At 73.2% G+C, this 25,327-nt stretch carries 24 protein-coding genes; 16 read left to right on the top strand and 8 right to left on the bottom strand.

Annotated features, from left to right (window positions below; translation table 11 throughout):
• Nucleotides 1-86: 86 nt before the first annotated feature.
• The 5 genes from J3P38_RS04355 to J3P38_RS04335 are packed head-to-tail and all read left to right on the top strand — an operon-like array spanning nucleotide 87 to nucleotide 3,528.
• Nucleotides 87-1,154 (top strand): SIS domain-containing protein, encoded by a 1,068-nt coding sequence (locus tag J3P38_RS04355; protein WP_246855623.1) that lies wholly within the window; start codon nucleotides 87-89, stop codon nucleotides 1,152-1,154.
• A 22-nt stretch (nucleotides 1,155-1,176) separates the two neighbouring features.
• Nucleotides 1,177-1,410, top strand: coding sequence for a glucose PTS transporter subunit EIIB (locus tag J3P38_RS04350; RefSeq protein ID WP_210438629.1), 234 nt, complete (start codon nucleotides 1,177-1,179; stop codon nucleotides 1,408-1,410).
• A complete protein-coding gene (locus J3P38_RS04345) occupies nucleotides 1,407-1,871 on the top strand; it encodes a PTS sugar transporter subunit IIA (RefSeq protein ID WP_307807704.1) in 465 nt (154 codons plus the stop codon). The genes J3P38_RS04350 and J3P38_RS04345 overlap by 4 nt, the downstream gene beginning before the upstream one ends.
• Nucleotides 1,868-2,545 (top strand): HAD family hydrolase, encoded by a 678-nt coding sequence (locus J3P38_RS04340; RefSeq protein ID WP_210502772.1) that lies wholly within the window; start codon nucleotides 1,868-1,870, stop codon nucleotides 2,543-2,545. Before J3P38_RS04345 ends, J3P38_RS04340 begins: the two co-directional genes overlap by 4 nt.
• Nucleotides 2,546-2,580: 35 nt before the next feature.
• Nucleotides 2,581-3,528, top strand: coding sequence for a DUF1353 domain-containing protein (locus J3P38_RS04335; protein WP_210502771.1), 948 nt, complete (start codon nucleotides 2,581-2,583; stop codon nucleotides 3,526-3,528).
• A gap of 6 nt (nucleotides 3,529-3,534) precedes the next feature.
• On the opposite strand, the gene trhA is transcribed toward J3P38_RS04335, so the two are convergent.
• A complete protein-coding gene (gene trhA, locus J3P38_RS04330; protein WP_210502770.1) occupies nucleotides 3,535-4,272 on the bottom strand; it encodes a PAQR family membrane homeostasis protein TrhA in 738 nt (245 codons plus the stop codon).
• Between the two features lie 104 nt (nucleotides 4,273-4,376).
• On the opposite strand from trhA, the gene J3P38_RS04325 reads away from it, so the two are divergent.
• The 5 genes from J3P38_RS04325 (at nucleotide 4,377) to J3P38_RS04305 (ending at nucleotide 9,954) form a co-directional block, all read left to right on the top strand.
• Nucleotides 4,377-5,156, top strand: coding sequence for an isoprenyl transferase (locus J3P38_RS04325; protein WP_210438625.1), 780 nt, complete (start codon nucleotides 4,377-4,379; stop codon nucleotides 5,154-5,156).
• 232 nt (nucleotides 5,157-5,388) lie between these two features.
• Entirely contained in the window at nucleotides 5,389-6,753 is a 1,365-nt protein-coding gene (locus J3P38_RS04320) for a PhoH family protein (protein ID WP_210502769.1), read from the top strand.
• 349 nt (nucleotides 6,754-7,102) lie between these two features.
• Nucleotides 7,103-7,807 carry an aggregation-promoting factor C-terminal-like domain-containing protein gene (locus J3P38_RS04315; RefSeq protein ID WP_210502768.1) on the top strand — a complete coding sequence of 235 codons (705 nt, stop codon included), beginning with the start codon at nucleotides 7,103-7,105 and terminating at the stop codon, nucleotides 7,805-7,807.
• A 27-nt stretch (nucleotides 7,808-7,834) separates the two neighbouring features.
• Nucleotides 7,835-9,130: a hypothetical protein gene (locus J3P38_RS04310; RefSeq protein WP_210502767.1), complete on the top strand. Its 1,296-nt coding sequence runs from the start codon at nucleotides 7,835-7,837 to the stop codon at nucleotides 9,128-9,130.
• Nucleotides 9,131-9,366: 236 nt separating this feature from the next.
• Complete coding sequence (locus J3P38_RS04305; protein WP_210502766.1) at nucleotides 9,367-9,954, top strand: VOC family protein; 588 nt, start codon at nucleotides 9,367-9,369, stop codon at nucleotides 9,952-9,954.
• Between the two features lie 336 nt (nucleotides 9,955-10,290).
• Here the strand turns inward: J3P38_RS04305 and J3P38_RS18270 are convergent, their stop codons facing one another.
• From J3P38_RS18270 to J3P38_RS04290, 3 genes are all read right to left on the bottom strand, one after another.
• Nucleotides 10,291-11,505, bottom strand: coding sequence for a hypothetical protein (locus J3P38_RS18270; RefSeq protein ID WP_210502765.1), 1,215 nt, complete (start codon nucleotides 11,503-11,505; stop codon nucleotides 10,291-10,293).
• A 268-nt stretch (nucleotides 11,506-11,773) separates the two neighbouring features.
• Nucleotides 11,774-12,367 carry a GNAT family N-acetyltransferase gene (locus tag J3P38_RS04295; RefSeq protein WP_210502764.1) on the bottom strand — a complete coding sequence of 198 codons (594 nt, stop codon included), beginning with the start codon at nucleotides 12,365-12,367 and terminating at the stop codon, nucleotides 11,774-11,776.
• A 77-nt stretch (nucleotides 12,368-12,444) separates the two neighbouring features.
• On the bottom strand, nucleotides 12,445-13,851 hold the full coding sequence (locus J3P38_RS04290; RefSeq protein ID WP_210503613.1) for a class II fumarate hydratase: 1,407 nt from the start codon (nucleotides 13,849-13,851) through the stop codon (nucleotides 12,445-12,447).
• A gap of 88 nt (nucleotides 13,852-13,939) precedes the next feature.
• Between J3P38_RS04290 and J3P38_RS04285 the strand changes: the two genes are divergently transcribed.
• Entirely contained in the window at nucleotides 13,940-15,838 is a 1,899-nt protein-coding gene (locus J3P38_RS04285) for a penicillin-binding transpeptidase domain-containing protein (protein ID WP_210502763.1), read from the top strand.
• Nucleotides 15,839-15,842: 4 nt separating this feature from the next.
• Here the strand turns inward: J3P38_RS04285 and J3P38_RS04280 are convergent, their stop codons facing one another.
• Nucleotides 15,843-16,511 (bottom strand): spermidine synthase, encoded by a 669-nt coding sequence (locus J3P38_RS04280; protein ID WP_210502762.1) that lies wholly within the window; start codon nucleotides 16,509-16,511, stop codon nucleotides 15,843-15,845.
• Between the two features lie 134 nt (nucleotides 16,512-16,645).
• Between J3P38_RS04280 and J3P38_RS04275 the strand changes: the two genes are divergently transcribed.
• On the top strand, nucleotides 16,646-17,515 hold the full coding sequence (locus J3P38_RS04275; protein ID WP_210502761.1) for a MerR family transcriptional regulator: 870 nt from the start codon (nucleotides 16,646-16,648) through the stop codon (nucleotides 17,513-17,515).
• Nucleotides 17,516-17,678: 163 nt separating this feature from the next.
• Nucleotides 17,679-18,545, top strand: coding sequence for a MerR family transcriptional regulator (locus J3P38_RS04270; protein ID WP_210438614.1), 867 nt, complete (start codon nucleotides 17,679-17,681; stop codon nucleotides 18,543-18,545).
• Between the two features lie 23 nt (nucleotides 18,546-18,568).
• Here the strand turns inward: J3P38_RS04270 and J3P38_RS04265 are convergent, their stop codons facing one another.
• From J3P38_RS04265 to J3P38_RS04255, 3 genes are all read right to left on the bottom strand, one after another.
• The gene (locus J3P38_RS04265; protein WP_210502760.1) at nucleotides 18,569-20,287 is read right to left on the bottom strand and encodes a fumarate hydratase; all 1,719 of its coding nucleotides are present in this window, start codon (nucleotides 20,285-20,287) and stop codon (nucleotides 18,569-18,571) included.
• Between the two features lie 11 nt (nucleotides 20,288-20,298).
• On the bottom strand, nucleotides 20,299-20,682 hold the full coding sequence (locus J3P38_RS04260; RefSeq protein ID WP_307807702.1) for a PLDc N-terminal domain-containing protein: 384 nt from the start codon (nucleotides 20,680-20,682) through the stop codon (nucleotides 20,299-20,301).
• Nucleotides 20,683-20,775: 93 nt separating this feature from the next.
• Complete coding sequence (locus J3P38_RS04255; protein WP_210502759.1) at nucleotides 20,776-21,552, bottom strand: isocitrate lyase/PEP mutase family protein; 777 nt, start codon at nucleotides 21,550-21,552, stop codon at nucleotides 20,776-20,778.
• Between the two features lie 106 nt (nucleotides 21,553-21,658).
• Between J3P38_RS04255 and J3P38_RS04250 the strand changes: the two genes are divergently transcribed.
• The 3 genes from J3P38_RS04250 (at nucleotide 21,659) to J3P38_RS04240 (ending at nucleotide 25,216) form a co-directional block, all read left to right on the top strand.
• A complete protein-coding gene (locus J3P38_RS04250) occupies nucleotides 21,659-22,720 on the top strand; it encodes an NAD(P)-binding domain-containing protein (protein WP_210502758.1) in 1,062 nt (353 codons plus the stop codon).
• An 80-nt stretch (nucleotides 22,721-22,800) separates the two neighbouring features.
• Entirely contained in the window at nucleotides 22,801-24,498 is a 1,698-nt protein-coding gene (locus tag J3P38_RS04245; protein WP_210502757.1) for a CapA family protein, read from the top strand.
• A 73-nt stretch (nucleotides 24,499-24,571) separates the two neighbouring features.
• On the top strand, nucleotides 24,572-25,216 hold the full coding sequence (locus J3P38_RS04240; protein ID WP_210502756.1) for a DUF1707 SHOCT-like domain-containing protein: 645 nt from the start codon (nucleotides 24,572-24,574) through the stop codon (nucleotides 25,214-25,216).
• Nucleotides 25,217-25,327 lie beyond the last annotated feature (111 nt).

Raw genomic sequence — 25,327 nt, 5'->3', positions numbered from 1 at the left:
GACGTCTGCGGGATCCATTGGTACGGTCTGGTACGTACCAGTGGGGAGCATGGCTCCCGCCCCTCGACCTTGTCAAGGACGACCTCATGACCGACCCGGACCGCACCGCCGCCGGCAGCCCCACCCGGATGGCGTCGGAGATCGCCGAGCAGCCGGCCGCGGCGCGGCGCACGATCGAGCACCTCGTGCCCGAGCAGCCGCGCCTGCGCGAGCTCGCCGGGGGGCGGCGCCGCGTGCTGCTGGTCGCGCGGGGGTCGAGCGACAACGCCGCGATCTACGGCCGCTACCTGCTCGAGGTCGCGGCCGGTGTCCCCGCCGCGCTCGCCGCGCCGAGCGTCGCCACCCACTACCGCGCGCGGCTCGACCTGTCCGACACGGTGGTCGTGTCGGTGTCCCAGTCGGGGGCCACCGCGGAGATCGTGGAGACCCAGGAGTGGGCGCGGGAGTGCGGCGCCGCCACGGTCGCGGTGACCAACGTGGCGGGCTCGCCGCTCGCCGAGGCCGCGGACGTCGCCCTGGTCACGCAGGCCGGTCCGGAGGTCGCCGTGCCGGCGACCAAGACCTACCTGGCCCAGCTCGTGGCGCTCGCCGTCCTCGCGGACGCGCTGGGAGCGCGACCGTCGCTGGCGCGGGACCTCGAGCGGGTGCCGGACGCCGTCGCCGGCCTCCTCGACGCCGACGTCTCCGCCGCCGCCGAGGCGCTCGCCGGGGCCGACCGGGTCGTCGTGTCCGGGCGCGGCCTCCTGCTCGGCACCGCGCTGGAGACCGCGCTGAAGATGGAGGAGACGTGCCTGCGCCCGGTGCGCGGATACTCCTACGCCGACCTGCGCCACGGTCCGATCTCGGTCGTGAGCGAGGGCCTGCTCGCGGTGCTCGTCGGCTCCGCGCACGGCCCTCTCGCCGAGCCGATGGCCGACCTCGTCCGCGACCTGCAGGGCCGCGGGGCGCGGGTGCTGGGCATCGGCGGCACGACGACGTTCGCCGGCCTGTGCGACCTCCACATCGCCGGTCCCGACCTGCCCGAGACGGTCGAGCCGCTTGCGTCCATCGTCCCGTCGCAGATGATGATCGAGCAGATGGCCCGACGCCTGGCCCTCGACCCCGACAACCCCCGCGGGCTCAACAAGGTCACCCAGACCGACACCGCCCGCTGACGCCCACTGAAAGGTCACCGACATGAGCAGCAAGGCAGCGCAGATCCTCGCCGGCCTCGGCGGCGCCGACAACGTCGTCGAGATCGAGGCGTGCATCACCCGGCTCCGCACCGAGGTCAAGGACGGGTCCCTCGTGGACCAGGCCGCCCTCAAGGCCGCCGGCGCCCACGGCGTGATGGCGAGCGGCACGGTCGTGCAGGTCGTCGTCGGCCCCGAGGCCGACAACCTGGCCGACGACATCGAGGACCTGATGTGACCTCGCTCGAGGTGCTCGCCCCCTGCCCGGGTCGCGTCATGGCGATGACCGACGTGCCCGACCCGGTCTTCGCCGAGGGGATGGTCGGCCCCGGGGTCGCCATCGACCCCGACCCGGGACCCACGACCGTCGTCGCGCCGATCGCCGGCACGGTCCTCAAGGTCCTCCCGCACGCGTTCGTCGTCCTGGGCGAAGGCGTCGGGGTGCTGGTGCACCTCGGCATCAACACCGTCCGCCTCGACGGCGAGGGCTTCGAGGTGCTCGCCACCCAGGGGAGCGAGGTCGCCGCGGGCGACCCGATGATCACGTGGGACCCGTCCACCCTCCCCTCGACGGCCGCCGGCCTCGACGTGTCGCCCGTGGTGCCCGTCGTGCTGATGGACGCCGAGAAGGGGTCGGTCGCCAGCGACGCCCTGGGCGAGCAGGTGGCCGCGGGCGACCTGCTGTTCGCGACTCCATGACGGGTCGCCAGCCGGACGTCTCGGCCTTCCTGCTCGACCTCGACGGCACGCTCGTCGACTCCGAGCCGCTGCACCGGGCGGCCTACGAGGCGTGGTTCGCCCACCGCGGCTGGGAGCTCCCCGACCTCGCGATCTTCACCGGTCGGCGCGCCGAGGACGTCTTCGCCGTCGAGCCGGGCCCCTGGTCGGGCCTCGACCCCCTCGAGCTCGCGCGCGAGGTGATCCCCTTCATCCCCGACGACCCGCCGACGCCCGTGGCCGGCGCCCACGACCTGCTGGTGGGCGCCCGCGCCGCCGGCGTACCGCTGGCGATCGTCACGTCCGCCGGTCCTCCGTGGGTCGAGCGCTCGCTGGAGGCCATGTCGCTCACCCTCGAGAGCGTCGACCTCGTGGTCACCGCCCGCGACGTGGCCGACGGCAAGCCGCACCCGGCCGGCTACGCCCTCGCCTGCGAGCGGCTCGGCGTCGACCCGGCGGCCGCGGTGGCGGCCGAGGACTCACCCGCGGGCGTGCGGGCGGCGCTCGGCGCCGGCGTACGCCGGGTGGTGGGCGTCGCGACGACGCACCCCGCCGACCAGCTCGAGGCGGCCGGCGCGGTCGAGGTCGTCGAGGACCTGCGGCCGCTGCTCGACCTGGTGAGCGGCGACGGCGAGCCGTCACCCAGCGTGCCGTAGGGACGTCTGTCGGTCCGCGTCGCCAGACTGGGCGCATGCGGACTCGGGAGCGCGGCCGGGCGGTCACGACGGTGGCCCGGAGACGGGTGGTGCAGGAGCCCCGCCGTTTCTACGACGGCGGCACGCTCGCGACGTCCGACGGTCCCGGTGAGCCGCCCGACCCGGGCGCCGACCCGCGCATCGTGCTCGAGCGGCACTCGGAGGAGGGCGTCGAGACGTTCGCGCTGGCGCGGCGTCTGGCCTACCTCGACCGCCACCTGGGCGAGCTGCTCGTCCCGTCGCGCGCCGACTTCCGCACCGACCTGACCTCGGTGCCGGCGCTCTTCACCTGGCTGGTGCCCAAGACCGGTGCCCACCTGCCCGCGGCACTCCTGCACGACGCGCTCGTGGCCGGTCGCCACGACCCGCCGGCGTACGTCTCCACCGACGGCCACGACGTCGACCGGGTCGAGGCGGACCGCGTCTTCCGCGACGCCATGGCCGACACCGGCACCGGGGTGGTCCGGCGCTGGATCGTGTGGACCGCGGTCACGGTCGCGACGATCTTCGTCGGGCGTGCGGTGCCGTGGTCGCGGGCCAGGCACTGGTCCTACCGCGTGGCGGCCGCCGCGACCATCGCGTCGATCGTCTACCTCGGCTACAGCGCGACGAGCGACCTCGTCGACCGGTCGTGGGCCGCTGCGGCGCAGCTGCCGTGGATGGGGGACCGGCCCTGGTGGGCCGAGCTGCTCGGCGGGCTCTGCGGGGCCGTCGTGGTGCCCCTGGCGCTCAGCCTGCTGTGGGGGCGGCTGCGGATGGCGGGCGCGATCGCGGGCGTGGCGCTCGCCGTGCTGCTGCACGTCACCCTCGGGCTGGCGGTCGTCGCCGCGGCCTACCTGGCGCTCGAGGCGCTGGCGCGCCGCTCGCCCGGGCTCGCCTGGTCCCTGGCCGCCGTGGTCGTCGCGGGAGCGCTCGCCGGCTTCGCGCGGCTGAGCCTCGGCTGAGCGGGCTCAGCGCAGCGAGTAGGTCGCCAGCGAGACGCCGACGTAGTGGGCGGCGAACGCCAGCACGGTGAGGGAGTGGAACACCTCGTGGAAGCCGAACCACAGGGGTGAGGGGTTGGGACGCTTGAGGCCGTAGATCACGCCGCCGACGGTGTAGAGCACGCCCCCCACCGCGACGAGCACCAGCGTGGCGATGGCGATGCCCGTGCTGAAGCGGTCGGCGCCCTCCATGAAGTGCGGGATGAAGAACACCGCGGCCCAGCCGAGCGCGAGGTACATCGGCGTGTAGAGCCAGCGCGGTGCGTCGGTCCAGAAGACGCGGAACACCACCCCGGCGACGGCCGCCCCCCACACCACCACGAGCAGCGTCGTGCGTGCCGTGCCCTCCAGGAAGAGCAGGGCGTACGGCGTGTAGGTGCCGGCGATGAGCACGAAGATGTTGGCGTGGTCGAAGCGCCGGAGGAACGCCCACGTGCGCGGCGACCAGGTGCCGCGGTGGTAGATGGCGGACACGGTGAAGACGAGCAGGGCGGAGAGGGCGAAGGCGGTCGAGCCGATGCGCGTGGAGGCGGTCGGGGAGAGGGCGACGAGCACGACGCCCGCGACGGCGGCGACCGGTGCGGTGCCGGCGTGCAGCCAGCCGCGCAGCCTGGGCTTCACCTCGGCCATCTTGTCGGCCATCTTGTCGGCCATCAGGCCCCCGGCACGCTCGACGGCGTCCTCGACGCGGTCGCGAGAGGTCATGCCCTGGTCTCCATGGTCCGAAAATAGCCAACGGCAGGTGACGCCCGCACGCCCCGCCCCCCGTTCGGGCGAGCGCTCGGCTCGCACGGCGTTACGATCGCCGGGTGGTGAGGCTCAAGGACGCGGTGCGACGGGTGCTCTACCCGGCCTACGAGTCACGGGTCGTGAAGTTCCTGCCGCACGACCGCATCCCGCAGCACGTCGGCGTGATGCTCGATGGCAACCGGCGCTGGGCCAAGGCCGTCGGCCTCGACACCGCCGGCGGCTACCAGGCCGGCGCCGACAACATCCGCCCCCTGCTCGGCTGGTGCGAGGAGGTCGGGGTCGAGGTCGTCACGCTGTGGCTGCTGTCCAGCGACAACCTCACGAACCGCCCGCCCGAGCAGCTCACCGGGCTGCTGAAGATCATCGAGGGCGCCGTCGAGTCCCTGGCCGAGGCCGGTCGCTGGCGCATCCACCCCGTCGGCGCGCTCGACCTGCTGCCCACCGAGACCGCCGAGCGGCTCAAGGCGGCGGCCGAGGCGACCCGCGACATCGACGGCCTGCTGGTCAACGTGGCCGTCGGCTACGGCGGGCGGCGCGAGATCGCCGACGCGGTGCGCGCGCTGCTCGCCGACCACGCCGGGAAGGGCACCTCGCTGGAGGAGCTCGCCGACCTCATCGACGTCGAGCACATCGCCGAGCATCTCTACACCAAGGGCCAGCCCGACCCCGACCTGGTGATCCGCACGTCGGGGGAGCAGCGTCTCGGCGGCTTCCTGCTGTGGCAGTCGGCCAACTCGGAGTTCTACTTCTGCGAGGCGCTCTGGCCCGACTTCCGGCGCGTGGACTTCCTGCGCGCGATCCGGGCGTACGCCGCGCGCGAGCGCCGCTTCGGCGGCTGACCCCGCGCCCCGGGATCGGTCGCGCAGGACGTCACCTCCTCGTCACCTCGCGTTCGGGCGTGTCGCGGGTGCACGTGCCTCGGACGGGCGTACGTTCGCGACATCGGCCGGTGGGGAAGCCAGCCGAACCGGGAGGCACACCTTGGGCACTCAGATGGGAGCTCTCCGGTCCGTTGAATGACATCGGGCCGGGCGAGGAGTGCGCGCGCCGACCCGCAGCTAGGGGTTAGTCGTGGCCAGCAAGACCTCATCGCCCAGCTCCGCCTCCGTCACTCCCGCCGGCACCGCCGAGCCCGACGCGGGTCGCAGGACGTACGTCCTCGACACCAGCGTCCTCCTCGCCGACCCCGGCGCGATCAAGCGCTTCGCCGAGCACGAGGTCGTGCTCCCCGTCGTGGTGATCACCGAGCTCGAGGGCAAGCGCAACCATCCGGAGCTCGGCTTCTTCGCGCGCTCGGCGCTGCGCGCGCTCGACGAGCTGCGGGTCGTCCACGGCCGTCTCGACGAGCCGGTCGCCGTGGGCACGGATGGCGGCACCCTCCGCGTCGAGCTCAACCACACCGACGCCGAGTCGCTGCCGTCGGGCTTCCGCCTCGGCGACAACGACACCCGCATCCTCGCCGTGGCCCGCAACCTCGCCGACGAGGGGTTCGCCGTCACCCTCGTCAGCAAGGACCTGCCGCTGCGGATCAAGGCCTCGGCCGTCGGCCTCGACGCGGAGGAGTACCGCGCCGAGGCGGTCAGCAGCTCCGACACCGGCTACACCGGGATGACGGAGCTGGAGGTGCCGGCCACCGACCTCGACGAGCTCTACGAGGACGGCGTCATCGACCTCGCCGACGCCCGCGACCTGCCCTGCCACAACGGACTCGTGCTGCTCTCCGACCGCGGCACCGCCCTGGGTCGCGTGGGCGCGGACAAGCGGGTCCACCTGGTCCGCGGCGACCGTGACGCCTTCGGCATCCACGGCCGATCGGCCGAGCAGCGGGTGGCGCTGGAGATGCTGCTCGACCCCGAGGTCGGCATCGTCTCGCTCGGGGGCCGCGCCGGCACCGGCAAGTCCGCCATGGCGCTGTGCGCCGGCCTCGAGGCCGTCATGGAGCGCCGACAGCACAAGAAGGTCGTGGTGTTCCGCCCGCTCTTCGCCGTCGGCGGCCAGGAGCTCGGCTACCTGCCCGGCTCGGAGAACGAGAAGATGTCGCCCTGGGCGCAGGCCGTCTTCGACACCCTCGGTGCCCTGGTCTCCCGCGACGTCGTCGACGAGGTGATGGACCGCGGCATGCTCGAGGTGCTGCCGCTGACCCACATCCGCGGACGCTCGCTGCACGATGCCTTCGTGATCGTCGACGAGGCCCAGTCGCTGGAGCGCAACGTGCTGCTCACGGTGCTGTCCCGCATCGGCGCGAACTCCAAGGTGGTGCTCACCCACGACGTCGCCCAGCGCGACAACCTCCGGGTCGGCCGGCACGACGGCATCGTCGCCGTCGTCGAGAAGCTCAAGGGCCACCCGCTCTTCGCCCACGTCACGCTGACCCGTTCGGAGCGCTCGCCGATCGCGGCCCTGGTGACCGAGATGCTGGAGGACGTCACGCTCTGAGGCGCCGGGTCCTGCTGCACTGCAGCGGCGGTGCGACGTGCCGTCGCACCGGGAAGGGACTCCCGAGTCACTGCGGTGATCCTCGGCACCATGTCTCGGCGTGCTGGGGTGTGCGGAGCCAACGGGACTGATGAGGCCGATGTGACGAAAGGGATGGCGGCAATCGTCGCGTTCGGTTTGCAGGCCCCGGTCGGCTCGGGCATGGTGGCTCGTGACCGTTTCGTGACCTCGGTCGCCGGCAGGACCCGGGCCCTTCCTCGCCCGTCCAGCCCGGCCGTGGACCTCCGCGGTCGCGCGCCCGTGCACGCACGGCGCGCCCACCCCCGCCCCCGACCCCCTCGCGAGCACTGTGTCGAAGCCCCAGTACGTCCCGAAGCACCGCGCCCCCGGCAAGCACAAGGCGGTCCGTGCCCGTCGCCGAGCCCTGCGCACGGGTGTCGCCCTCACCGGCCTGGCGGCCGCCGTGACAGGTGTGAGCGTCACCGGAGGCGTCCTCGGGAGCGACCCCGACGTGATGTCCACCGCCTCGGCCGACGTGGCGACAGCCGCGTCCGGGACGAGCGGCGAGGTCGGCCCCGGTGCGGCGACGGAGGGCACCGACCGGTCCTCGCAGCAGGGCGCCACGAGCGCGACCGGGCTCGAGCGGCGCGCCGGCCGCCAGGTCGCGTCCCGCTCGGCGCGGCGCACCGACGCCGTCAAGGCGACTGCGCTCGAGATGTCGGGCGGGTCGGCGGTGACCCGGTCGGAGCGGCTGTCCGAGGGCGACCCCCGCGACATCGCCCGCGCGCTGCTGCCGCTCTACGGCTTCTCGTCCGACCAGTTCTCCTGCCTCGACTCGCTGTACGTCAGCGAGTCCGACTGGCGCGTCGACGCGGACAACCCGACCTCGTCGGCGTACGGCATCCCGCAGGCGCTGACCCAGCTGCACGACCTCCCGGCGGACTACATGACCTCGGCCGAGTCGCAGATCCGCTGGGGCCTGGAGTACATCCGCGACACCTACGGCAGCCCCTGCAGCGCGTGGAGCTTCAAGCAGGCCAACAACTGGTACTGACAACCTTTCTGGCCGACGCCTCGTCATATGGGTTCGTCGACGTCAAGGGGAACCATGAGGAACGTCAGTCTGACCGCCACCGCGTTGCTGTCCGCAGCGTTGCTCGCGCCGGTGGGCACGGCCACCGCAGCGGCCGAGACATGTCAGGGGCAGGCGGCGACCATCGTCGGGACGCCCGGGGGTCAGATCACCGGAACGGAGGGCGCGGACGTCATCGTCACGAACGGCGCGATGCGTGTTGACGCGCTCGGCGGCGATGACAGGGTGTGCGCGACCGGCGAGGACCCCACGTTCGGCAGGAGCGTCTTCGCCATCCTCGGGGCGGGGGCCGACACGTTCATCGACCCCCGCGGCGGACAGCACGTGATCTACGCGGGCACCAATGACGGCCCCGACAACGTGGTCGCGCCTGACAGCACCGACACCGGGGCCGACGTCATCCGCTCCAGCGGTTACAGCCTCGTCAGATCCGGCATGGCCGGCCAGCCGAACGCCGACATCATCGACCTCGCCTCCGGCGAAGTCAGTTGGAGCGGCATCCAGACGGCGCCAGGCGCGGTGTCCGTGGGCACGGGCGGCATCTTGGGCGTTCGATCCGCCAACGGCGATGTCACCATGGACGCCAGCGGCACCGTGATCGGCGCGGACACGGCGCTCACCTGGACGGGCCGGTTCGACAGGTTGGTGTTCACCACGTCGGCCGAGCGTGGGCGGTTCACGTTCCGCGGCACCGGTGGCACCGAGCGCGTCAAGGTCGACGCGCCGATGACGTTCGACCGCGACATCGCGCTCGGCGGCGGGAAGGACTCCTATGAGTCGAACAGCCTGGGAGGGAAGTCGACGCGGATCAAGGGCGACGGCGGGCGCAACCAACTGCTGCTCGAGCTCGGCAGCCAAAGCCGGGTGCGCGCCGACCTGAGCCGTTCCCGGGTGACGGCCACCAAGGCGGGCGTCACGGATGCGATCCGCGTGCGCGGCTTTGATGACCTCATCGTGACCGCGAAGCGCGCCGACGTCATCGGCACCGACCGCGCGAACGAGATCGGCGTCATCGCGTGCCGGACGTCGGTCAACGGCAAGAAGGGCCGGGACTACCTCTACGTCGACTCTAAGTACAGCGGCCTCGGCTCGTGGGTCACGCCGCGGTGCGCCAACTACACGTCCACGATCTACGGCGGCCCTGGCAACGACGGCCTCGCTGGGAGCGGCATCGGCGACGACCGTCTCATCGGCGGCCCGGGCAAGGACAGCGTGAGCGGGGGGTGGGCCGGGCGCGACGTGTGCCAGGGCGAGAGGGTCCGGAACTGCGAGAAGCGCATCTGACTGCGCGTCGAGCGCGTCTCGCGTGCCCTGCAGTGGGTCAGGTGGGAGCCGGGCCGTCCCCTTCCCCAGGGCGGCCCGGCGTCCCGTCCGGGCTCCCAAGCCCACGCCTCGCCGCGTGGATCGCGCGGATCTGCCGATGACTGTAAGGGCGGCGGATGCGAGGTCGCCGCCTCGTGCGTCATGCTGGGCGGACTCGATCACGGCGGTTGAAGGGCACCGGCGGAGAAGGAGTCGACATGACCGACCCGATCGCAGACATCATCGGCGACTATCGGGCGTTCGCCGCGCAGCAGCGCGACCGCCTCCTGGCTCGGGACATCGACGTCGCCCCGTACCCGCTCAGCCACCTCGCCTTCCGTGTGCCCGAGTGGGATCAGTACGTCCATGTCCGGACGCTGCTGGAGCGCCACGCGAGCGCGAACGCCGAGAACGTCTGGAACGGCCGGCCGATCTCCTTCCTCGCGCTCACGGGGCCGCTCGAGGTCCTCGACGGGAAGGTGGTGCGGGACATCGAGCTCATCCCCCCAGTACACCAACGCGTGTACAAGATGGGTCTCGAACACCTCGGAGTCGTCGTCGGCGATGGCTTCGACGCGTTCGCCCGCGAGCATCGCTCGGCCCTCACCGGCCAGCAGTTCCAGAGCGAGACGGTCGACCCGGTCTATGTCCTCTTCGAGGACTTCACCCATGTGAAGTTCTATCGGTACTCGCTGCGTACCGGGATCGAGCACCAAGGCGGCCGGCTCGACGGATTCCAGCACGTCGACGACTGGGTGCCCCAGCGAGTGGTCACAGCGACCGGCCCGAACCCACTGCCACGATGACACCGCCCGAGGAGCTCGTGCTCGAGCCCCTGACATTCCGTCAACACTTCCCGGCTCTCCCGCAGGGTCGCGCCCCCATGCCTCGCCTCGCGCCTTGGCAGCAGCCGCATCTACCGCTTGTCGAGCGGCAACGCTCGCTCAGATCGGTCGCGATCCGCCCGAGCTCATCGCGGCATGAGCGGACGCTTTGGAGAAGCCGTCCTCCGCTTCCCATCGAGGTCGCTGCTTGCTCTGCGCGGTCAGACCGCGGACGGGACGCCGGGCCGTCCCGGGGAGGGGTACGGCCCGGCAGCTACCTAACCCGCTGCGGGGCACACGAGACGCGCTATCGCTGGGTCAGATGCGCTTCTCACATCCCCGAATCGCCTCGCCCTGGCACACGTCGCGCCCCTTCTTGCCCCACACGGTGTCGTCGCCAGGGCCGCCGATGAGGCGGTCATCGCCGTAGTTCCCGGTGATGTAGTCGTTGCCAGGGCCGCCGTCGATCGTGGCCTCGTAGGCGGAGCACCGAGGCGGGGTCAAAGAATCTGCGGGATAACTTTTGAGCTTGTAGTCAACGTAGAGTTCGTCCCCGCCCTTCTTTCCCTTGAGCGTCGTCCGGCACGCGGCGACCCTGATGAGGTCCGTGCGGTCGGTGCCGATGACGACGGCGCGCTTCGCGGCCACGATGAGGCCATTGAAGTCGCTGACGCGGATCGAGTCCGTGACGCCCGCCTTGGTGGCCGTCACTCGGGAACGGCTCAGGTCGGCGCGCACCCGGTCGTGGCTCTTGAGGTCGAGCAGCAGTGTGTTGCGCCCGATGTCGCCCTTGATCCGCGTCGCCTTTCCGCCCAGGCTGTTCGACTCGTAGAGGTCGTTGCCGCTGCCGAGCCCGATGTCGCGGTCATACGTCGTCGGCGCGTTGACCTTGATGTGCTCAATGCGGTCGGTTCCGCGGAACGTGAACCGTCCGTACTTGGCCGACGTAGTGAAACCGAGCCGGGCGAACCGGCCCGTCCAGGTGAGTTTCGTGTCGACCCCCGTCACCGTGCCGCTGGCGTCCATGGTGACGTCGCCGTGAGCGGATCGAACGCTCAAGATGCCGATGCCGCCCGTGTCCGCGGACACCGCGCCCGGGGCGGTCTGGATGCCGCTCCACCTGACGTCGCCGCTGCCGCCGGGGTCGATGATGTCCGCGTTCGGCTGGCCTGGCATGCCGGAGATGACGAGGCCGGCGGTCCAGCTGAGGCGGATGACGTCGGCCTCGGTGTCGGTGCCGTCGACGGTGCCCGCGTAGATCGTGTATCCGCTGCGCTCGGAGGGGATGAACGTGTCGGCCCCCGCGCCGAGGATGGCGGGGACGAAAGTGGAGGTGCCGGTGGCGGAGTCGTAGCTGCTGCGCTCGCCGGTCGCGCACACGAGGTCATCGCCGCCGAGCGCATCGACACGTATCGCGTCGTTCGTGACGATGACGTCCGCGCCCTCCGTTCCGGTGATCTCGCCCCCGGGCGTCCCGACGATGGTCGCCGCCTGCCCCTGACATGTCTCGCCCGCTGCGGCGGCCGTGCCCACTGGCGCGAGCAGCGCCGCGCCTAGAAGCGCGACGGCGGTCAGACTGACGGTCCTCATGATTTCCCTTTGATCGTTGACGAACCAGTATGACTAGGCCGCGGACCAGAAGGTTGTCACGACCTGATGACTGACGCCGACGTCCGCTCATCGGCAGATCCGGCAGTTCGAGCCGAGGTCGCGGTTGCGCGTCACCTTGACCAGTGCGCGTCGCCGATGACGCGCACTGGCCAAGACGTGGACCTCTGAACGGCCGGTCACACGTCCCCGCTCAACCGGCCGCCGGCACCTCGGTGACCATCACGCAGTTCTTCAGCCCCTTGGGCCGGTCGTAGGTGAAGCCGAGCCGCTCGTAGAGCTGGCGGGTGCCGTTGTAGAGGAACGACGACGACATCTTCTTCGTCTGGTGGGTCAGGTCGTGGGGGTAGGCCTCGACCACGCCGCCACCGGCCTGCGCGATGAGCTCGAGCGCGCCGCGGATGGCCACCTCGGTGAGCCCACGTCGACGGTGGCGCCTGTCGACGAACACGCAGGTGATCCGCCAGTCGGGGTCGCGCACCTTCTCCGCGTCGTACTGCTTGCGGTGGTGGATGGTGGGCAGCTCCACCGGGGTGCCGTACTGCGCCCAGGCGACGGCCTCGTCGCCGTCGAGGACCAACGCGGCGTGGGCCTCTCCCCGCTCCACGTAGGAGCGCTTCAGGGCGCGGTTGGCCTCGGCTCCCTGCCCACGCTCGGGACCATCGGGGTGGAACCAGATGCACCAGCAGCCGCCGAAGATCCCGTTGTGCCGCTGCACGAGCGCGTCGAAGGCCGGCCAGGTGTCGACCGTCAGCGGCCGCACGTCGTACGTCGTCCCAGTGCCCATGCCGCGACCGTACGCCGGTCACCGGACGATCGGCGTCCGGATCCGTCGCCGGACCCGGGTCCGCAGGCGGGTGCCGGTCAGCGCCCCGTCATCGAGTCCACGTCGAGCGCCGCGTCGAGCTGCTCCTCGGTGAGCTCGCCGCGCTCGACGAACCCCATCGCGATGACGGTCTCGCGGATCGTCGCCCCCTCGGCGAGCGCCTGCTTCGCGACCTTGGCGGCCGCCTCGTACCCGATGTGGGCGTTGAGCGGGGTGACCACCGACGGGGAGGACTCGGCGTAGCGGCGCATCCGGTCGGCGTCGGCGGTGATGCCGTCCACGCAGCGCTCGGCGAGCACCACGCTCGAGGTGGACAGCACGTGGATCGACTCGAGCAGCGCCTGCGCCATCACGGGCATCATCACGTTGAGCTCGAAGTTGCCCGCCGCGCCGGCCCACGCGATGGTCGCGTCGTTGCCGACGACGCGCGCGCAGACCATCAGCGTGGCCTCGGGCAGCACCGGGTTGACCTTGCCCGGCATGATGCTCGACCCCGGCTGCAGGTCGGGCAGGTGGATCTCCGCCAGCCCGGTGGTCGGGCCGGACGACATCCAGCGCAGGTCGTTGCAGATCTTGGTGAGACCGACGGCGATGGTGCGCAGCACCCCGGAGAGCTCGACGAGCGAGTCGCGGGTGCCCTGGGCCTCGAAGTGGTTGCGCGCCTCGGTGAACGGCTGGCCGGTCCGCTCCGAGAGGGCGGCGATCGCCCGCTCGGCGAAGGCGGCCGGGGTGTTGATCCCGGTGCCGACGGCGGTGCCGCCGAGCGGGAGCTCGCGGACCCGGGGGAGGACCGACTCGAGTCGCTCGACGCCGAGGCGCAGCGTGGCGGCGTACGCCCCCATCTCCTGCCCGAGCGTGACGGGCGTGGCGTCCATGAGGTGGGTGCGACCGGACTTCACGGTGCTCGCGAACTCCTCGGCCTTGCCCTCGAACGCCGTCGCCAGCCGGTCGAGGGCCGGCAGGAGGTCGTCGACGACGGCGAGCGTCGCGGCGACGTGGATGCTCGTGGGGAAGGTGTCGTTGCTGCTCTGCGAGGCGTTGACGTGGTCGTTGGGGTGGACCTCCACCCCGGCGCGGGCGGCGAGGGTCGCGATGACCTCGTTGGCGTTCATGTTCGAGCTGGTGCCCGAGCCGGTCTGGAAGACGTCGATGGGGAACTCGCCGTCGTGCATGCCCGCGGCGATGGCGTCCGCGGCGTCCACGATCGCCGCGGCCCGCTCGTGGCTGACCACCCCGAGCGCCGCGTTGGCGGTGGCGGCGGCCGCCTTCACGTGGGCCAGCGCCTGGATGTGGCGCGGCTGCAGCGTCAGGCCGCTGATCGGGAAGTTCTCGATCGCGCGCTGCGTCTGCGCCCGCCACAGGGCGTCGCGAGGCACCTCGACGTCTCCCATGGAGTCGTGCTCGGTGCGGGTCTCGGTCACGGGGCTCGGTGTCGCGTCGCTCATGAGGACGACGGTAGCCGTGACGACGTCGACCGGCACCTGCGGCGTGGCCCCTTGGAGGGCCGCACCCTCGTTGGGGAGCATGGGGAGCATGCGACGACTCCGTCTCGGGACCAGCGTCGGCATGGCTGGAGTCGTGCTGGCGGCCTCCGCCTGCTCCGTCCTCGGCGAGGACGGGGAGCCGCCGTCGGTGGTCGCCGACGACCTCGCCGCCGCGCTGTCGGAGCACTCTCTGGGCGAGGTGCCGCTCACCGAGGAGGCCGACCGCAGCGCGTTCGCCGAGCTGGTCGCGCCGCTCGACGAGGTGCCGGTCGAGGTGGAGGTCGCGTCGGTGGAGGAGGTCGAGGCCGGCGACGACCGGCCCGGCTCCGCGACCGCGACGCTGGCGTGGCGCTGGGCCGTGACGACGGACGTCTCGTGGGAGTACCAGACCACCGTGGCGCTGGCACCCGACGGCTCCGGCTGGCGGGTCGACTGGGCCCCGGACGCGCTGGCCCCCGACCTCGCCGACGGCGACACCCTCGGGCTGCGCACCCTCGCCCCGCAGCGCGGCGACATCACCGGCGCCGACGGCGCCGTCCTGGTGACCGAGCGTCCGGTCCTGCGCTACGGGCTCGACAAGACAAAGGTGGAAGGAGCGCAGGTCGCGCGCAGTGCCCGCCGGATCGCCCGCGCCCTCGACGTCGACCCGGCCTCGTACGTCGAGCGCGCGGAGGCGATGGGGCCGGAGGCCTTCGTCGAGGCGATCGTGCTGCGCGAGGACGACGCGCTCGACGTGCTGCCGGCCTTCAGGGACGTCCCCGGGGCGCTCGCGGTGCGCGACACGCTGCCGCTCGCCCCGACGCGGGAGTTCGCCGCCGCCCTGCTCGGGCGGGTGGGGCCCGCCACCGCCGAGGTCGTCGAGGAGTCCGAGGGCCGGGTCGTCGCGGGCGACGAGGTGGGCCTGTCCGGGCTCCAGGCCCGCTACGACGAGCAGCTGCGCGGCACGGCCGGCACCGCTGTGGTGGCGCGTGACGCCGACGACCGGCTGCGCACCCTCTTCGAGGTCGCGCCGACCGACGGCGCCGACCTGGCGACCACGCTCGACCCCGTCCTGCAGCAGAAGGCCGAGGACGCCCTCGCCACGCTGGGCGACGGCGCCCCGGCCGCGGCCCTCGTCGCGATCCGGCCCTCCGACGGCGCCGTCCTGGCCAGCGCCAACGGCGCAGGGGCGGCCGGCGCAGACTTAGCCTCGACCGGGCAGTACGCGCCCGGCTCCACCTTCAAGGTCGTGACCGCGCTCGCGCTGCTGCGCAGCGGGCTGCGCGTCGACGACGTGGTCTCGTGCCCGGCCACCACCGTCGTGGACGGGCGGTCGTTCAAGAACTACGACGACTACCCGGCGTCCGCGGTCGGCGACATCACGTTCACCCAGACGATCGCCCAGTCGTGCAACACGGCGCTCATCGACAACGTCGACCGGCTCGCCGAGGGCGACCTCGCGGCCGCGGCGCAGGCGCTCGGCCTCGGCACCGACCACGACCTCGGGTTCCCGGTGTACTTCGGCCAGGTGCCGCCACCGGAGACCGAGACCGGCGCCGCCGCCGACATGATCGGTCAAGGCACCGTCTTGGCCAGCCCGTTCGCGATGGCTACCGTCGCCGCGTCGGTCGCGGCCGGCCGGGCGGTGCTCCCGGTGCTCCTGCCGGAGCACGAAGTGGAGCAGGTGCCGCCCTGGGTGCCGCTGACCGGGGCCGAGGCGGGCACCCTGCGCGGGCTGATGCGGGCGGTCGTGACCACCGGGTCGGGGCGCTTCCTCCAGGACGTGCCCGGCGAGGTCGGCGCCAAGACCGGGACGGCGGAGCACGGCGAGCCGGACGCCTCGGGGAACCTGCCGACGCACGCCTGGATGATCGCCACCCGCGGCGACCTCGCCGTCGCCGTGTTCGTCGCGACGGGCGTCTCGGGCTCGCAGACCGCCGGCCCCGTGCTCGAGGAGTTCCTCCGCTGACCCCTCAGCGGCGCGCGAGGTAGAGGTGGTACTTCTCGGGGCGGTCCTGCAGCAGCACGTCGTGGGCCTGCTCCTCGGCCGCGCCGAAGACCGCGCGCAGGGCCTCGAGCAGGTCGGGCGCCGGGTTCGCCGACCACACCACCAGCACGCCGCCGGGGCTCAGCAGGTCGTGGCAGCGACGCAGGAACTCCTCCTCGTAGACCGCCTCGTTGGCCTCGTGCACCAGGTAGCCGGGGCCGTTGTCGACGTCGAGCAGCACCAGGTCGTACGTCGAGCGCGCCTCGGCGATCGCCATCGCGATGTCGGCGTTGACGACCGTCGCGCGGGTGTCCGCCAGGACGGCCGGGCCGTGGGGCACCGTGCCGTCGCGCATCCACTGGACCAGCGGCTCCTCGATCTCCACCACGACCGCCCGCTCGACGCGCGGGTCGGCGAGCACGCGCTGCAGCGTGAAACCGAGGCCGAGCCCACCGATGAGCACCGAGCGCGGCTGCTCCACCAGGTCCAGCGCCTGCGCCGCGAGCTCGATCTCGCTGGTGGTCTCCAGGGTGTCCATCACGAAGACGCCGTTCACCCGCAGCTCGAGGACGTCGGGGGCCGTGTCGGACGTGCGCCGCCGCAGCACCACGTCCCCCCGCTCGGTCTCCGCCCGCGCCACCTCCACGTAGTCCACGGCACCATCCTGCCAAGGACGGCGCCCGCGACGCCGGCACGCCACCGCCGGAGCGGCGCGGCGCGGCGCCCGCCACGCGCCACGCTTCGCGAAATGGCTGCCGCTGGGCGGGACGGGCGTCTACGTTGGAAGGCGTGTACACCGTTGGTCGGGCGGCGGAGCTCACCGGCGTGCCCACCGGGACGCTCCGCAAGTGGGAGCAGCGCTACGGCGTCGTGGTCCCGCAGCGCTCGTCGGGCAACTACCGCCTGTACGACGACGAGGCCGTGCGCCGGCTGAGCGTCATGCGCAGCCTGGTCGACGCGGGGTGGACCGCCCAGGAGGCCGCCCGGCACGTCACCGAGGACGTCGCCGCGGCAGAGGCCCGACTGAGCCGACCGGAGGTGCCGGCCTTCGAGGAGCGCTTCGCGGCCCTGGTCGAGTGTGCGCAGGACTTCGACGTGCCCCGGCTCGAGCGGCTGCTCGCCGAGGGCTTCGCCGACAACGACGTCGTCTCGGTCGTCGACGACTGGGTGATGCCCTCCATGGTGCACCTGGGGACGGCGTGGCAGCGCGGGCTGGTCTCGGTTGCCGGGGAGCACTTCGTCACCGCCACCGTGCACCGCCGGCTGGCGCACGCCTTCCAGTCCCTGCAGCCGGCGCCGAGCGGCGGCCCGCGCGTCGTCGTGGGGCTCGCCCGGGGCGCGCGCCACGAGCTGGGCGTGCTCGCCTTCGCCCTCGTGCTGCGGTCCCGCGGGGTCGCCGTCACCTACCTCGGGGGCGACCTGCCGCTCGAGGCCTGGGTGGGCGCCGTACGCCTGATCGACCCGCAGGCGGCCGTCCTCGCCGTGCCGACGGTCGAGGACCTGCCAGCGGTCCGCGAGGCCGTGGACGCCCTCATGCCGATGACCAGCGTGCTCCTCGGCGGCGCGCACCAGGACATGGTGGAGGGGCCCGAGCACCTGGGTCACCTCGCCGGCGCGGCCGCGGCCAGGGTGGCCACCCGGCTCGGCGCCGTCAGCTAGCGACCGGAGGTCCCGCCCGGCCCGGCCGGCACGGAGGGACATCGACCCGGGCGGAGCGCCCGAGCCGGCCGCTCGCCTGTCCACAGTTTGTCCACTGTGGTGGACAAGCAACTTCGTCCCCGCGTTTGTACACACTTTGTCCAACGCTGGGTACCCTAGAGAGATGTACACCGCCGGACGCACCGCCCAGCTCACCGGAGTGCCGCGCGAGACCCTGCGAAAGTGGGAGCAGCGCTACGGCGTCGTCGCGCCCGCGCGCTCGGAGGGCAACTACCGCCTCTACGACGACGAGGCGGTGCGCCGCCTGGCGGCGATGCGCGACCTGGTGGACGCGGGCTGGTCGCCGCGGGAGGCCGCACGACGGGTGCTGGCCGAGCCGGTCGCCGGGGTGTTCCCGCGGTCCGGCACCGGCGGCTCGCCGCTGTCGCGGCTCGACGACCTCACCACCTCCGCCGCCGACTTCGACGTCGCCCGGGTCGAGGGCCTGCTCGACAAGGCCTTCGCCGAGGGCGACCTCGCCGTGACGGTCGACGAGTGGCTGCTGCCGTCCCTCGTCCGGCTCGGCGACGCCTGGCAGCGCGGTGCCGTCAGCGTGGCGGGGGAGCACTTCGTCAGCGCGGCCGTCCTGCGCCGTCTGGCCCAGGCGTTCCACCAGCTGCCGCACGCCCCGCCGGACGCCCCGCGGGTCGTGGTGGGCCTCGCGCGGGGGTCGCGCCACGAGCTGGGCGTGCTGGCCTTCGCGCTCGTGCTGCGCAGCCGTGGCGTGAACGTCACCTACCTCGGGGCGGACCTGCCCGTGGAGTCCTGGGTGGAGACCGTGCGCACGCTGCAGCCCGCGGCCGTGGTGCTCAGCGTGCCGACCGTCGAGGACCTCCCGGCGGTCCGCGAGGCGGTCGAGGCGATCTCGGCCCACGCGCCCGTCCTCCTCGGCGGCGCCCAGCAGGGCCGCGTGCAGGGAGGCGAGCCGCTCGGTCACCGGATCGGGGAGGCGGCGGCCACCCTCGCCGCGCGGGTCACCGACCGCCGCTGAGCCCCGCCTCCGCTACTGGGCCGCTACTGGGCCGAGCGGACCCGGATGCCGGAGCCGGTCAGCGAGCTCAGCGGGACGGTCACGGCGCCCGAGGGGTCGGTGAAGAAGTCGTTGCCCTTGTCGTCGACGACGATGAAGGCCGGGAAGTCCTCGACCTCGATCCGCCACACCGCCTCCATGCCGAGCTCCTCGTACTCCACCACCTCGACTGAGGTGATGCAGTCCTGCGCCAGCCGGGCAGCCGGACCGCCGATGGACCCGAGGTAGAACCCGCCGTGGCGTCCGCACGCCTCGGTCACCTGCTTGGAGCGGTTGCCCTTGGCGAGCATGACCATCGACCCGCCGGCGGCCTGGAACTGCTCGACGTAGGAGTCCATCCGTCCGGCGGTCGTCGGGCCGAAGGAGCCCGACGGCATGCCCTCGGGGGTCTTGGCCGGGCCGGCGTAGTAGACCGGGTGGTCCTTGAGGTACGCCGGCATCTCCTCGCCGGCGTCGAGCCGCTCCTTGATCTTGGCGTGCGCGATGTCGCGGGCGACCACGAGCGGCCCGGTGAGCGAGAGCCGCGTCTTGACGGGGTGCTTCGACAGCTCGGCCAGGATATCGGCCATCGGCTGGTTGAGGTCGATGCGCACGACCTCGCCGCCGGCGATGTCCTCGGCCAGCCCGGCGTCGGGCATGTACTGCGCCGGGTCGGTCTCGAGCTGCTCGAGGAAGACGCCGTCGGGCGTGATCTTGCCGAGCGCCTGGCGGTCGGCCGAGCAGGAGACGGCGATCGCGACCGGGCAGGAGGCCCCGTGCCGGGGGAGCCGGACGACGCGGACGTCGTGGCAGAAGTACTTGCCGCCGAACTGCGCGCCGATGCCGAACGACTGGGTGAGCTCGAAGACCTTCTCCTCGAGCTCGACGTCGCGGATCCCGTGCGCGCTCATCGAGCCCTCGGTCGGCAGGTCGTCGAGGTAGCGCGCGGAGGCGTACTTGGCCGTCTTCAGCGCGAACTCGGCGCTGGTGCCGCCGATGACGATCGCCAGGTGGTACGGCGGGCACGCGGCGGTGCCGAGCGAGCGGATCTTCTCGTCGAGGAACTCCATGAGCCGCGTCGGGTTGAGGACCGCCTTGGTCTCCTGGAACAGGAACGACTTGTTGGCCGAGCCGCCGCCCTTGGCCATGAAGAGGAACTTGTACTCCGGCCGGTCCTGCGCCGGCGTGGAGTAGATCTCGATCTGCGCCGGCAGGTTGGTGCCGGTGTTCCGCTCCTCGAACGTGGTGAGCGGCGCGAGCTGGGAGTAGCGGAGGTTGAGCCGGGTGTAGGCGTCGTACACCCCGCGGCTGATCGCCTCGCCGTCGTCGGCGCCGGTGAGCACGCCCTCGGACTTCTTGCCCATCACGATCGCGGTGCCGGTGTCCTGGCACATCGGGAGGACGCCGCCGGCGGAGATGTTGACGTTCTTGAGCAGGTCGAGGGCGACGAAGCGGTCGTTGCCCGAGGCCTCCGGGTCGTCGATGATCCGGCGCAGCTGGGCCAGGTGGCCGGGTCGCAGGTAGTGGCTGATGTCGTGCATCGCCTCCTCCGTGAGCCGGCGGATCGCCTCCGGCTCGACGTGGAGGAAGGTGCGTCCCCCGGCCTCGACGGTCGAGACGCCCTCGGTGGTGACCAGCCGGTAGGGGGTCTCCGGGGCGCCGTTGGAGCCGGCGGTGGGGAGGAGGTCGGAGTAGTGGAACTCGGGTCCAGCGGCAGCGCTCACGGCCGCCGATGCTACGCCGGGTCGGCCTCGGGTCCTGATCCGCCCTCGGCCTCGCGCCGCTTCTCCTCGCGGGCCTTGCGGCGCTGCTCCTCCGCGCGCTCGCGCACCTGCCGGAGGAACTCCTCGTCGGCCGCCGGGTCGGCGGCGGCGAAGCGCCCGGGTCGGTCGTACTCGGGGAACGCGCTGGCGCTGCGCTCGTGCGGGCCGTGGCGGCGGGCCCGCTGGGGCCGTCCGGCGACGAGCCACGCGATCGACCCCACGACGGGGAAGAACAGGATGAGCAGGATCCACCAGAGCTTGGGCAGGTTCCGCACGTCGCCGTCACGGCTGGAGATCGCCTCGACGACGCAGTAGACGGCCAGGACGAACGGGACCAGGAACAGCACGATCCGCACGACGACACCCCCGGTAGCCGGCCCGTCCGGGGCCGCACGGACGCCGGCGGCCCGGCGTGGCGGCAGGCTAGCGCGGCCCCGGCCCGCGTGGGGCTACTTCCAGGGGGCCACCAGAGCGACGAGGTCGGGCGCCAGCTCCTGCATCAGCTTCGGGCCGAAGGTCACCCGGTGCACGCCCATGACCCGAAGGTCCTCGAGCGAGCCGGCCGCGGATCCGGTGCGAGGGTTGGCGATGACGTTCACGGGGCCGTCGAGCGCCTCGAGCAGGGCCTGCAGGGAGGCAGCGTCGGGCACGCCGACGGGGTAGACGCACCGCGCCCCGGCCTCCTCGCACGCGCGCAGCCGGGTGATGGCCTCCGCGACCGGGTCCTCGAACTGGTCCCGCTTCAAGAACACGTCGGTCCGGGCGTTGACGACGAGGTCGACCCCGGCGGCGTCGGCGGCCTGCCGGATCGCGCCGACGTAGTCCGCGTGCTCCGACGCCGACCGCATCCGCCCGCTCTCGGAGTGGACGGTGTCCTCGACGTTCAGGCCGACGGCGCCGGCCTCGAGCAGCCGCTCGACCAGCTCCGCCGGGGCGACGCCGTAGCCGGACTCCATGTCGGCGGTGACCGGCACGTCCGGGACGGCCGCGCAGATCCGGCGTACGCCGTCGAGGGCGTCGTCGATCGTCATGTCCTCCTTGTCGCCCTGGCCGCGCGAGTCGGCCAGCGGGTGGCTGCCGATGCTCAGGGCGCCGAAGCCGGCGCCCGCGACGACCGTTGCCGACCAGGCGTCCCAGACGTTGGGCAGGACGAGCGTCGTGCCGGCGTGGTGCAGGTCGAGGAGCCGGGTGGCGAGGGCGGCGAGGGAGGGGGTGGCGGTGTCCATGCCCCGAGGCTGCCACGCCACGCCCCGCGACGACAGGCCCGCCGGGGCACGGGCGGGCACGGGCGCAGGGCGGGCATAGGGGGGCACGGGGCGGCGTTGCACCGACGTGCAGCCCCTCGACTCCCTGGTGGTCGGCGCCGGCCAGGCCGGCCTCGCGGCGTCGTACTTCCTGCGCCAGCGCGGCATCGACCACCTCGTCCTCGACGCCAACCCGCAGCCGGGCGGCGCCTGGCAGCACCGGTGGGCCTCGCTCAGCATGCGGGACGTGCACGGCGTCGCCGACCTGCCCGGATCCACCGCCCCGGACGGCTCGGACGAGGCGGCGAACCTCGTCGTGCCCGACTACTTCGACGGCTACGAGCGCTGGCACCACCTGCCCGTCGTGCGCCCCGTGCACGTCGACCGGGTCGAGAGCGAGGACGACCTGCTGGTCGTCCGCGCGGGCGACCGCGTGTGGCGGACGCGGACCCTCGTCAACGCGACCGGCACCTGGACGCGCCCCTTCGTGCCCTTCTACCCCGGCATCGCGTCGTTCGCCGGGGAGCAGCTGCACACCGCGCACTACCCGGGCGCCGAGCACTTCCGTGGGCGCCGCGTGGTGGTCGTCGGTGGCGGGGCGTCGGCGGTCCAGCTCCTCGGCGAGCTCGCGCCCGTCACCGGCACGCTGTGGGTGACCCGCCGTCCGCCGGTCTGGCGCGAGGAGCTCGACGGCGCGGCCGGCCTCGCGGCGGTGACGGCGGTCGAGGAGCGCGTACGCCGCGGGCTGCCGCCGGCGAGCGTGGTGAGCGTGACCGGTCTGGCCCTGCGCCCGCAGGAGCAGGAGGCCGCCCGGCTCGGGGCGTACGAGCGGCTCCCGATGTTCGAGCGCATCGAGGCGGACGGCGTGCGGTGGGCGGACGGTCGCTTCGAGCCGGCCGGGGCGATCCTCTGGGCCACGGGCTTCCGCCCGGCCGTCGACCACCTGGCGCCGCTCGGCCTGCGGTCCCCGGAGGGCGGCATCGCACTCGTGCCGGTGCGCGGCAACGTCCAGGGCGCGACCACGGCGGTGCGCGACCCGCGGGTGCAGCTGGTGGGCTACGGCCCGTCGGCGAGCACCATCGGCGCCTCCCGGGCGGGCCGGCAGGCCGCCCTGGCAGTCGCGCGACAGCTGGCCACGGCCGCCGCCTGACCCACCGCCCACCTGCCCGCCCACCTCCCGCTCAATCCCGCTCTACTCGTTGGCTACCTGTGCCACGGCACAATCGAGGCGTGGACGGACGCGGTCGCCGGCTGGTGGTGGTCCTCGCCTGCGTGCTCGTCGCCTCGGGCTGCACGTCCTCGGCGCCGGCGGAGGCGCCCCCGCCCCCGTCGCCGGTGACCGCGACGACCGAGCCGGCGAGCACCGGCCGGGTCACCCTCGCATTCGGGGGCGACGTGCACTTCGAGGGGGACGCCGGCCGGCTGCTCGAGCGCCGTGACGCCTCGCTCGGCCCGGTCGCCCGCACCCTGCGCGCCGCGGACGTGGCGATGGTGAACCTCGAGACGGCCCTCACCACCCGCGGCCGCCCGGACCCCAAGGAGCTCGAGCGCCCCCAGGACCGCTACCACTTCCGCGCCGGCCCCCGTGCGGTCGACGTGCTGCTCGCGTCGGGGATCGACGTGGTGAGCGTCGCCAACAACCACGTGGGCGACTACGGCGCCGTCGGGCTCGCCGACACGCTGGCGGCGGGGCGGACCCGCGGGCTCGCGATGGTCGGTGCGGGTCGTGACGAGACCGAGGCGCTCACCCCGCACGTCGTGCGCGCGGGCGGCCTGGAGGTGGCCTTCCTCGCCGCGGACGGCGTGCAGCGCGAGGGGTCGAGCGGCGTCTGGAGGGCCGGGCCGTCGAACCCCGGCACGGCGTCGGCGCGCGGCCGGCGACCGGGTGCCCTGCTCGACGCGGTCGAGGCGGCCGCTGCGAGGGACCAGCTCGTGGTGGTCTACCTCCACTGGGGCAAGGAGTACGAGTCGTGCCCCACGCAGTCGCAGCGCCTGCTGGTCCGCGACCTGGCCGCCGCCGGCGCCGACGTCGTCGTGGGCAGCCACTCGCACGTCCTCGGCGGCGCCGGTTGGGCGGGGGACACCTTCGTCGGCTACGGGCTGGGCAACTTCGTCTGGTACCACGACCGCCAGTCCGCGACGGGCGTCCTCTCGGTCACCCTGGACGCCGACGGGGTCGTCGGGAAGTCGTGGACCCCGGCCCGGATCTCCGCCACGGACGGCCGTCCGGTGCCTCTGGCCGGCGCCGCCCGCACCCGCGCGGTCGCCGACTGGCGCGCGCGCCGCCGGTGCACCGGGCTGGGCGCCGAGCCCGGGGCCGGGCAGGCTGCGGACCCGGCGTACGCCGCCTCCGTGAGTCGCATCGACGCCGACCTCGCGCAGCGGATGCGCCGCAGCCACCGCCCCGGCTGCCCGGTTCCGCTGCGCGACCTCCGCCACCTCCGGATGACGCACCGCGACCTCGACGGCCGTGCCCGCACCGGCGAGATGGTGGTGCACCGCCGGTGGGCGCGCGCGGTGACCGGGGTCTTCGGGCGGCTGTACGACGCCGGGTGGCCGATCGCGCGGATGCGGCTGGTCGACGACTACGGCGCCGACGACGACGCCTCGATGGCGGCCAACAACACCTCCGGCTTCAACTGCCGCCGGGTCGCGGGGCAGTCGAGCTGGTCGCAGCACGCCTTCGGTGCCGCGATCGACCTCAACCCGGTGCAGAATCCCTACGTGCGCCCCGGCTCGGTCGACCCGCCGGCGGGGCGGCGCTTCGTCGCGATCGACCGCGGCCGCTCCGCACCGGTTTCGCCCGGCGTCGTCCGGGCCGGCGACCTCGTCGTCAGGGCCTTCGCGCGCATCGGCTGGGAGTGGGGAGGCGACTGGCTGTCCTCGAAGGACTACCAGCACTTCGCCGCGCCCCGACCGCCCGCCTGAGGCTGCCCGCCTGCCGGTGCCTGCCTGACGCACGTCACGGGTCGCGGGCCGCGGACCTCGCTAGTCTTGGACCATGGGGGAGATCGAGCACCCGTACGACCCGTCGCAGATGCGCGTCTCCGACGCCGACCGCCAGCGCGTCGCCGACGTGCTGCGCGACGCCGCGGCCGAGGGCCGGCTCGACCTCGACGAGCTCGAGGAGCGCCTGGAGCTGACCTGGCAGGCCAAGACCTACGGCGAGCTCGTGCCGATCACCGTCGACCTCCAGCCGGCGGGCCCCGTGACGCCCCCGGCCGCGGCGCCGGTGCGCCGCCCGCAGCCCTCGGTCCCGGCTGTCGGGCACAACTCCTCGACCGCCATCATGGGCGACTGCCGGCGTCGGGGCGTGTGGCAGGTGCCCGAGCACCACTCGGCGTTCTCGCTCATGGGCAGCGTCACGCTGGACCTCCGCGAGGCGATCCTGACCAGTCACGAGACCCAGATCAACGCCAGCGCCATCATGGGCGACGTCAAGATCCTCGTCCCGGCCCACGTGCACGTCGTGGTCGACGGCACCCCGATCATGGGCGACTACGGGCAGGCCCGCGACAAGGTGCCCGCCGAGATCGGCCCGGACTCGCCCGTCGTACGGGTGCGGGGATTGGCGCTGATGGGCTCGGTGCAGGTGCAGCGCCTGCCCGCACCGGGCACCCCGCGCAAGTACCTCGGCACCTTCTGAGCCCAGGCACCCGGACACCCACCCGGGCGCCCGCTCGGACGCCCACTTGCGGCGGGCCGGGTGCCGCTACTGTGGCCTGCGTCACTTCACGACGGATCGTCCGGCACGTAC

Origin of the sequence: Nocardioides xinjiangensis, from assembly GCF_017916455.1 — a bacterium.
Lineage (GTDB): Bacteria > Actinomycetota > Actinomycetes > Propionibacteriales > Nocardioidaceae > Nocardioides > Nocardioides xinjiangensis.
Note: the sequence above shows the minus strand (reverse complement) of the source record. Positions and strands in the feature narration are given on the sequence as shown.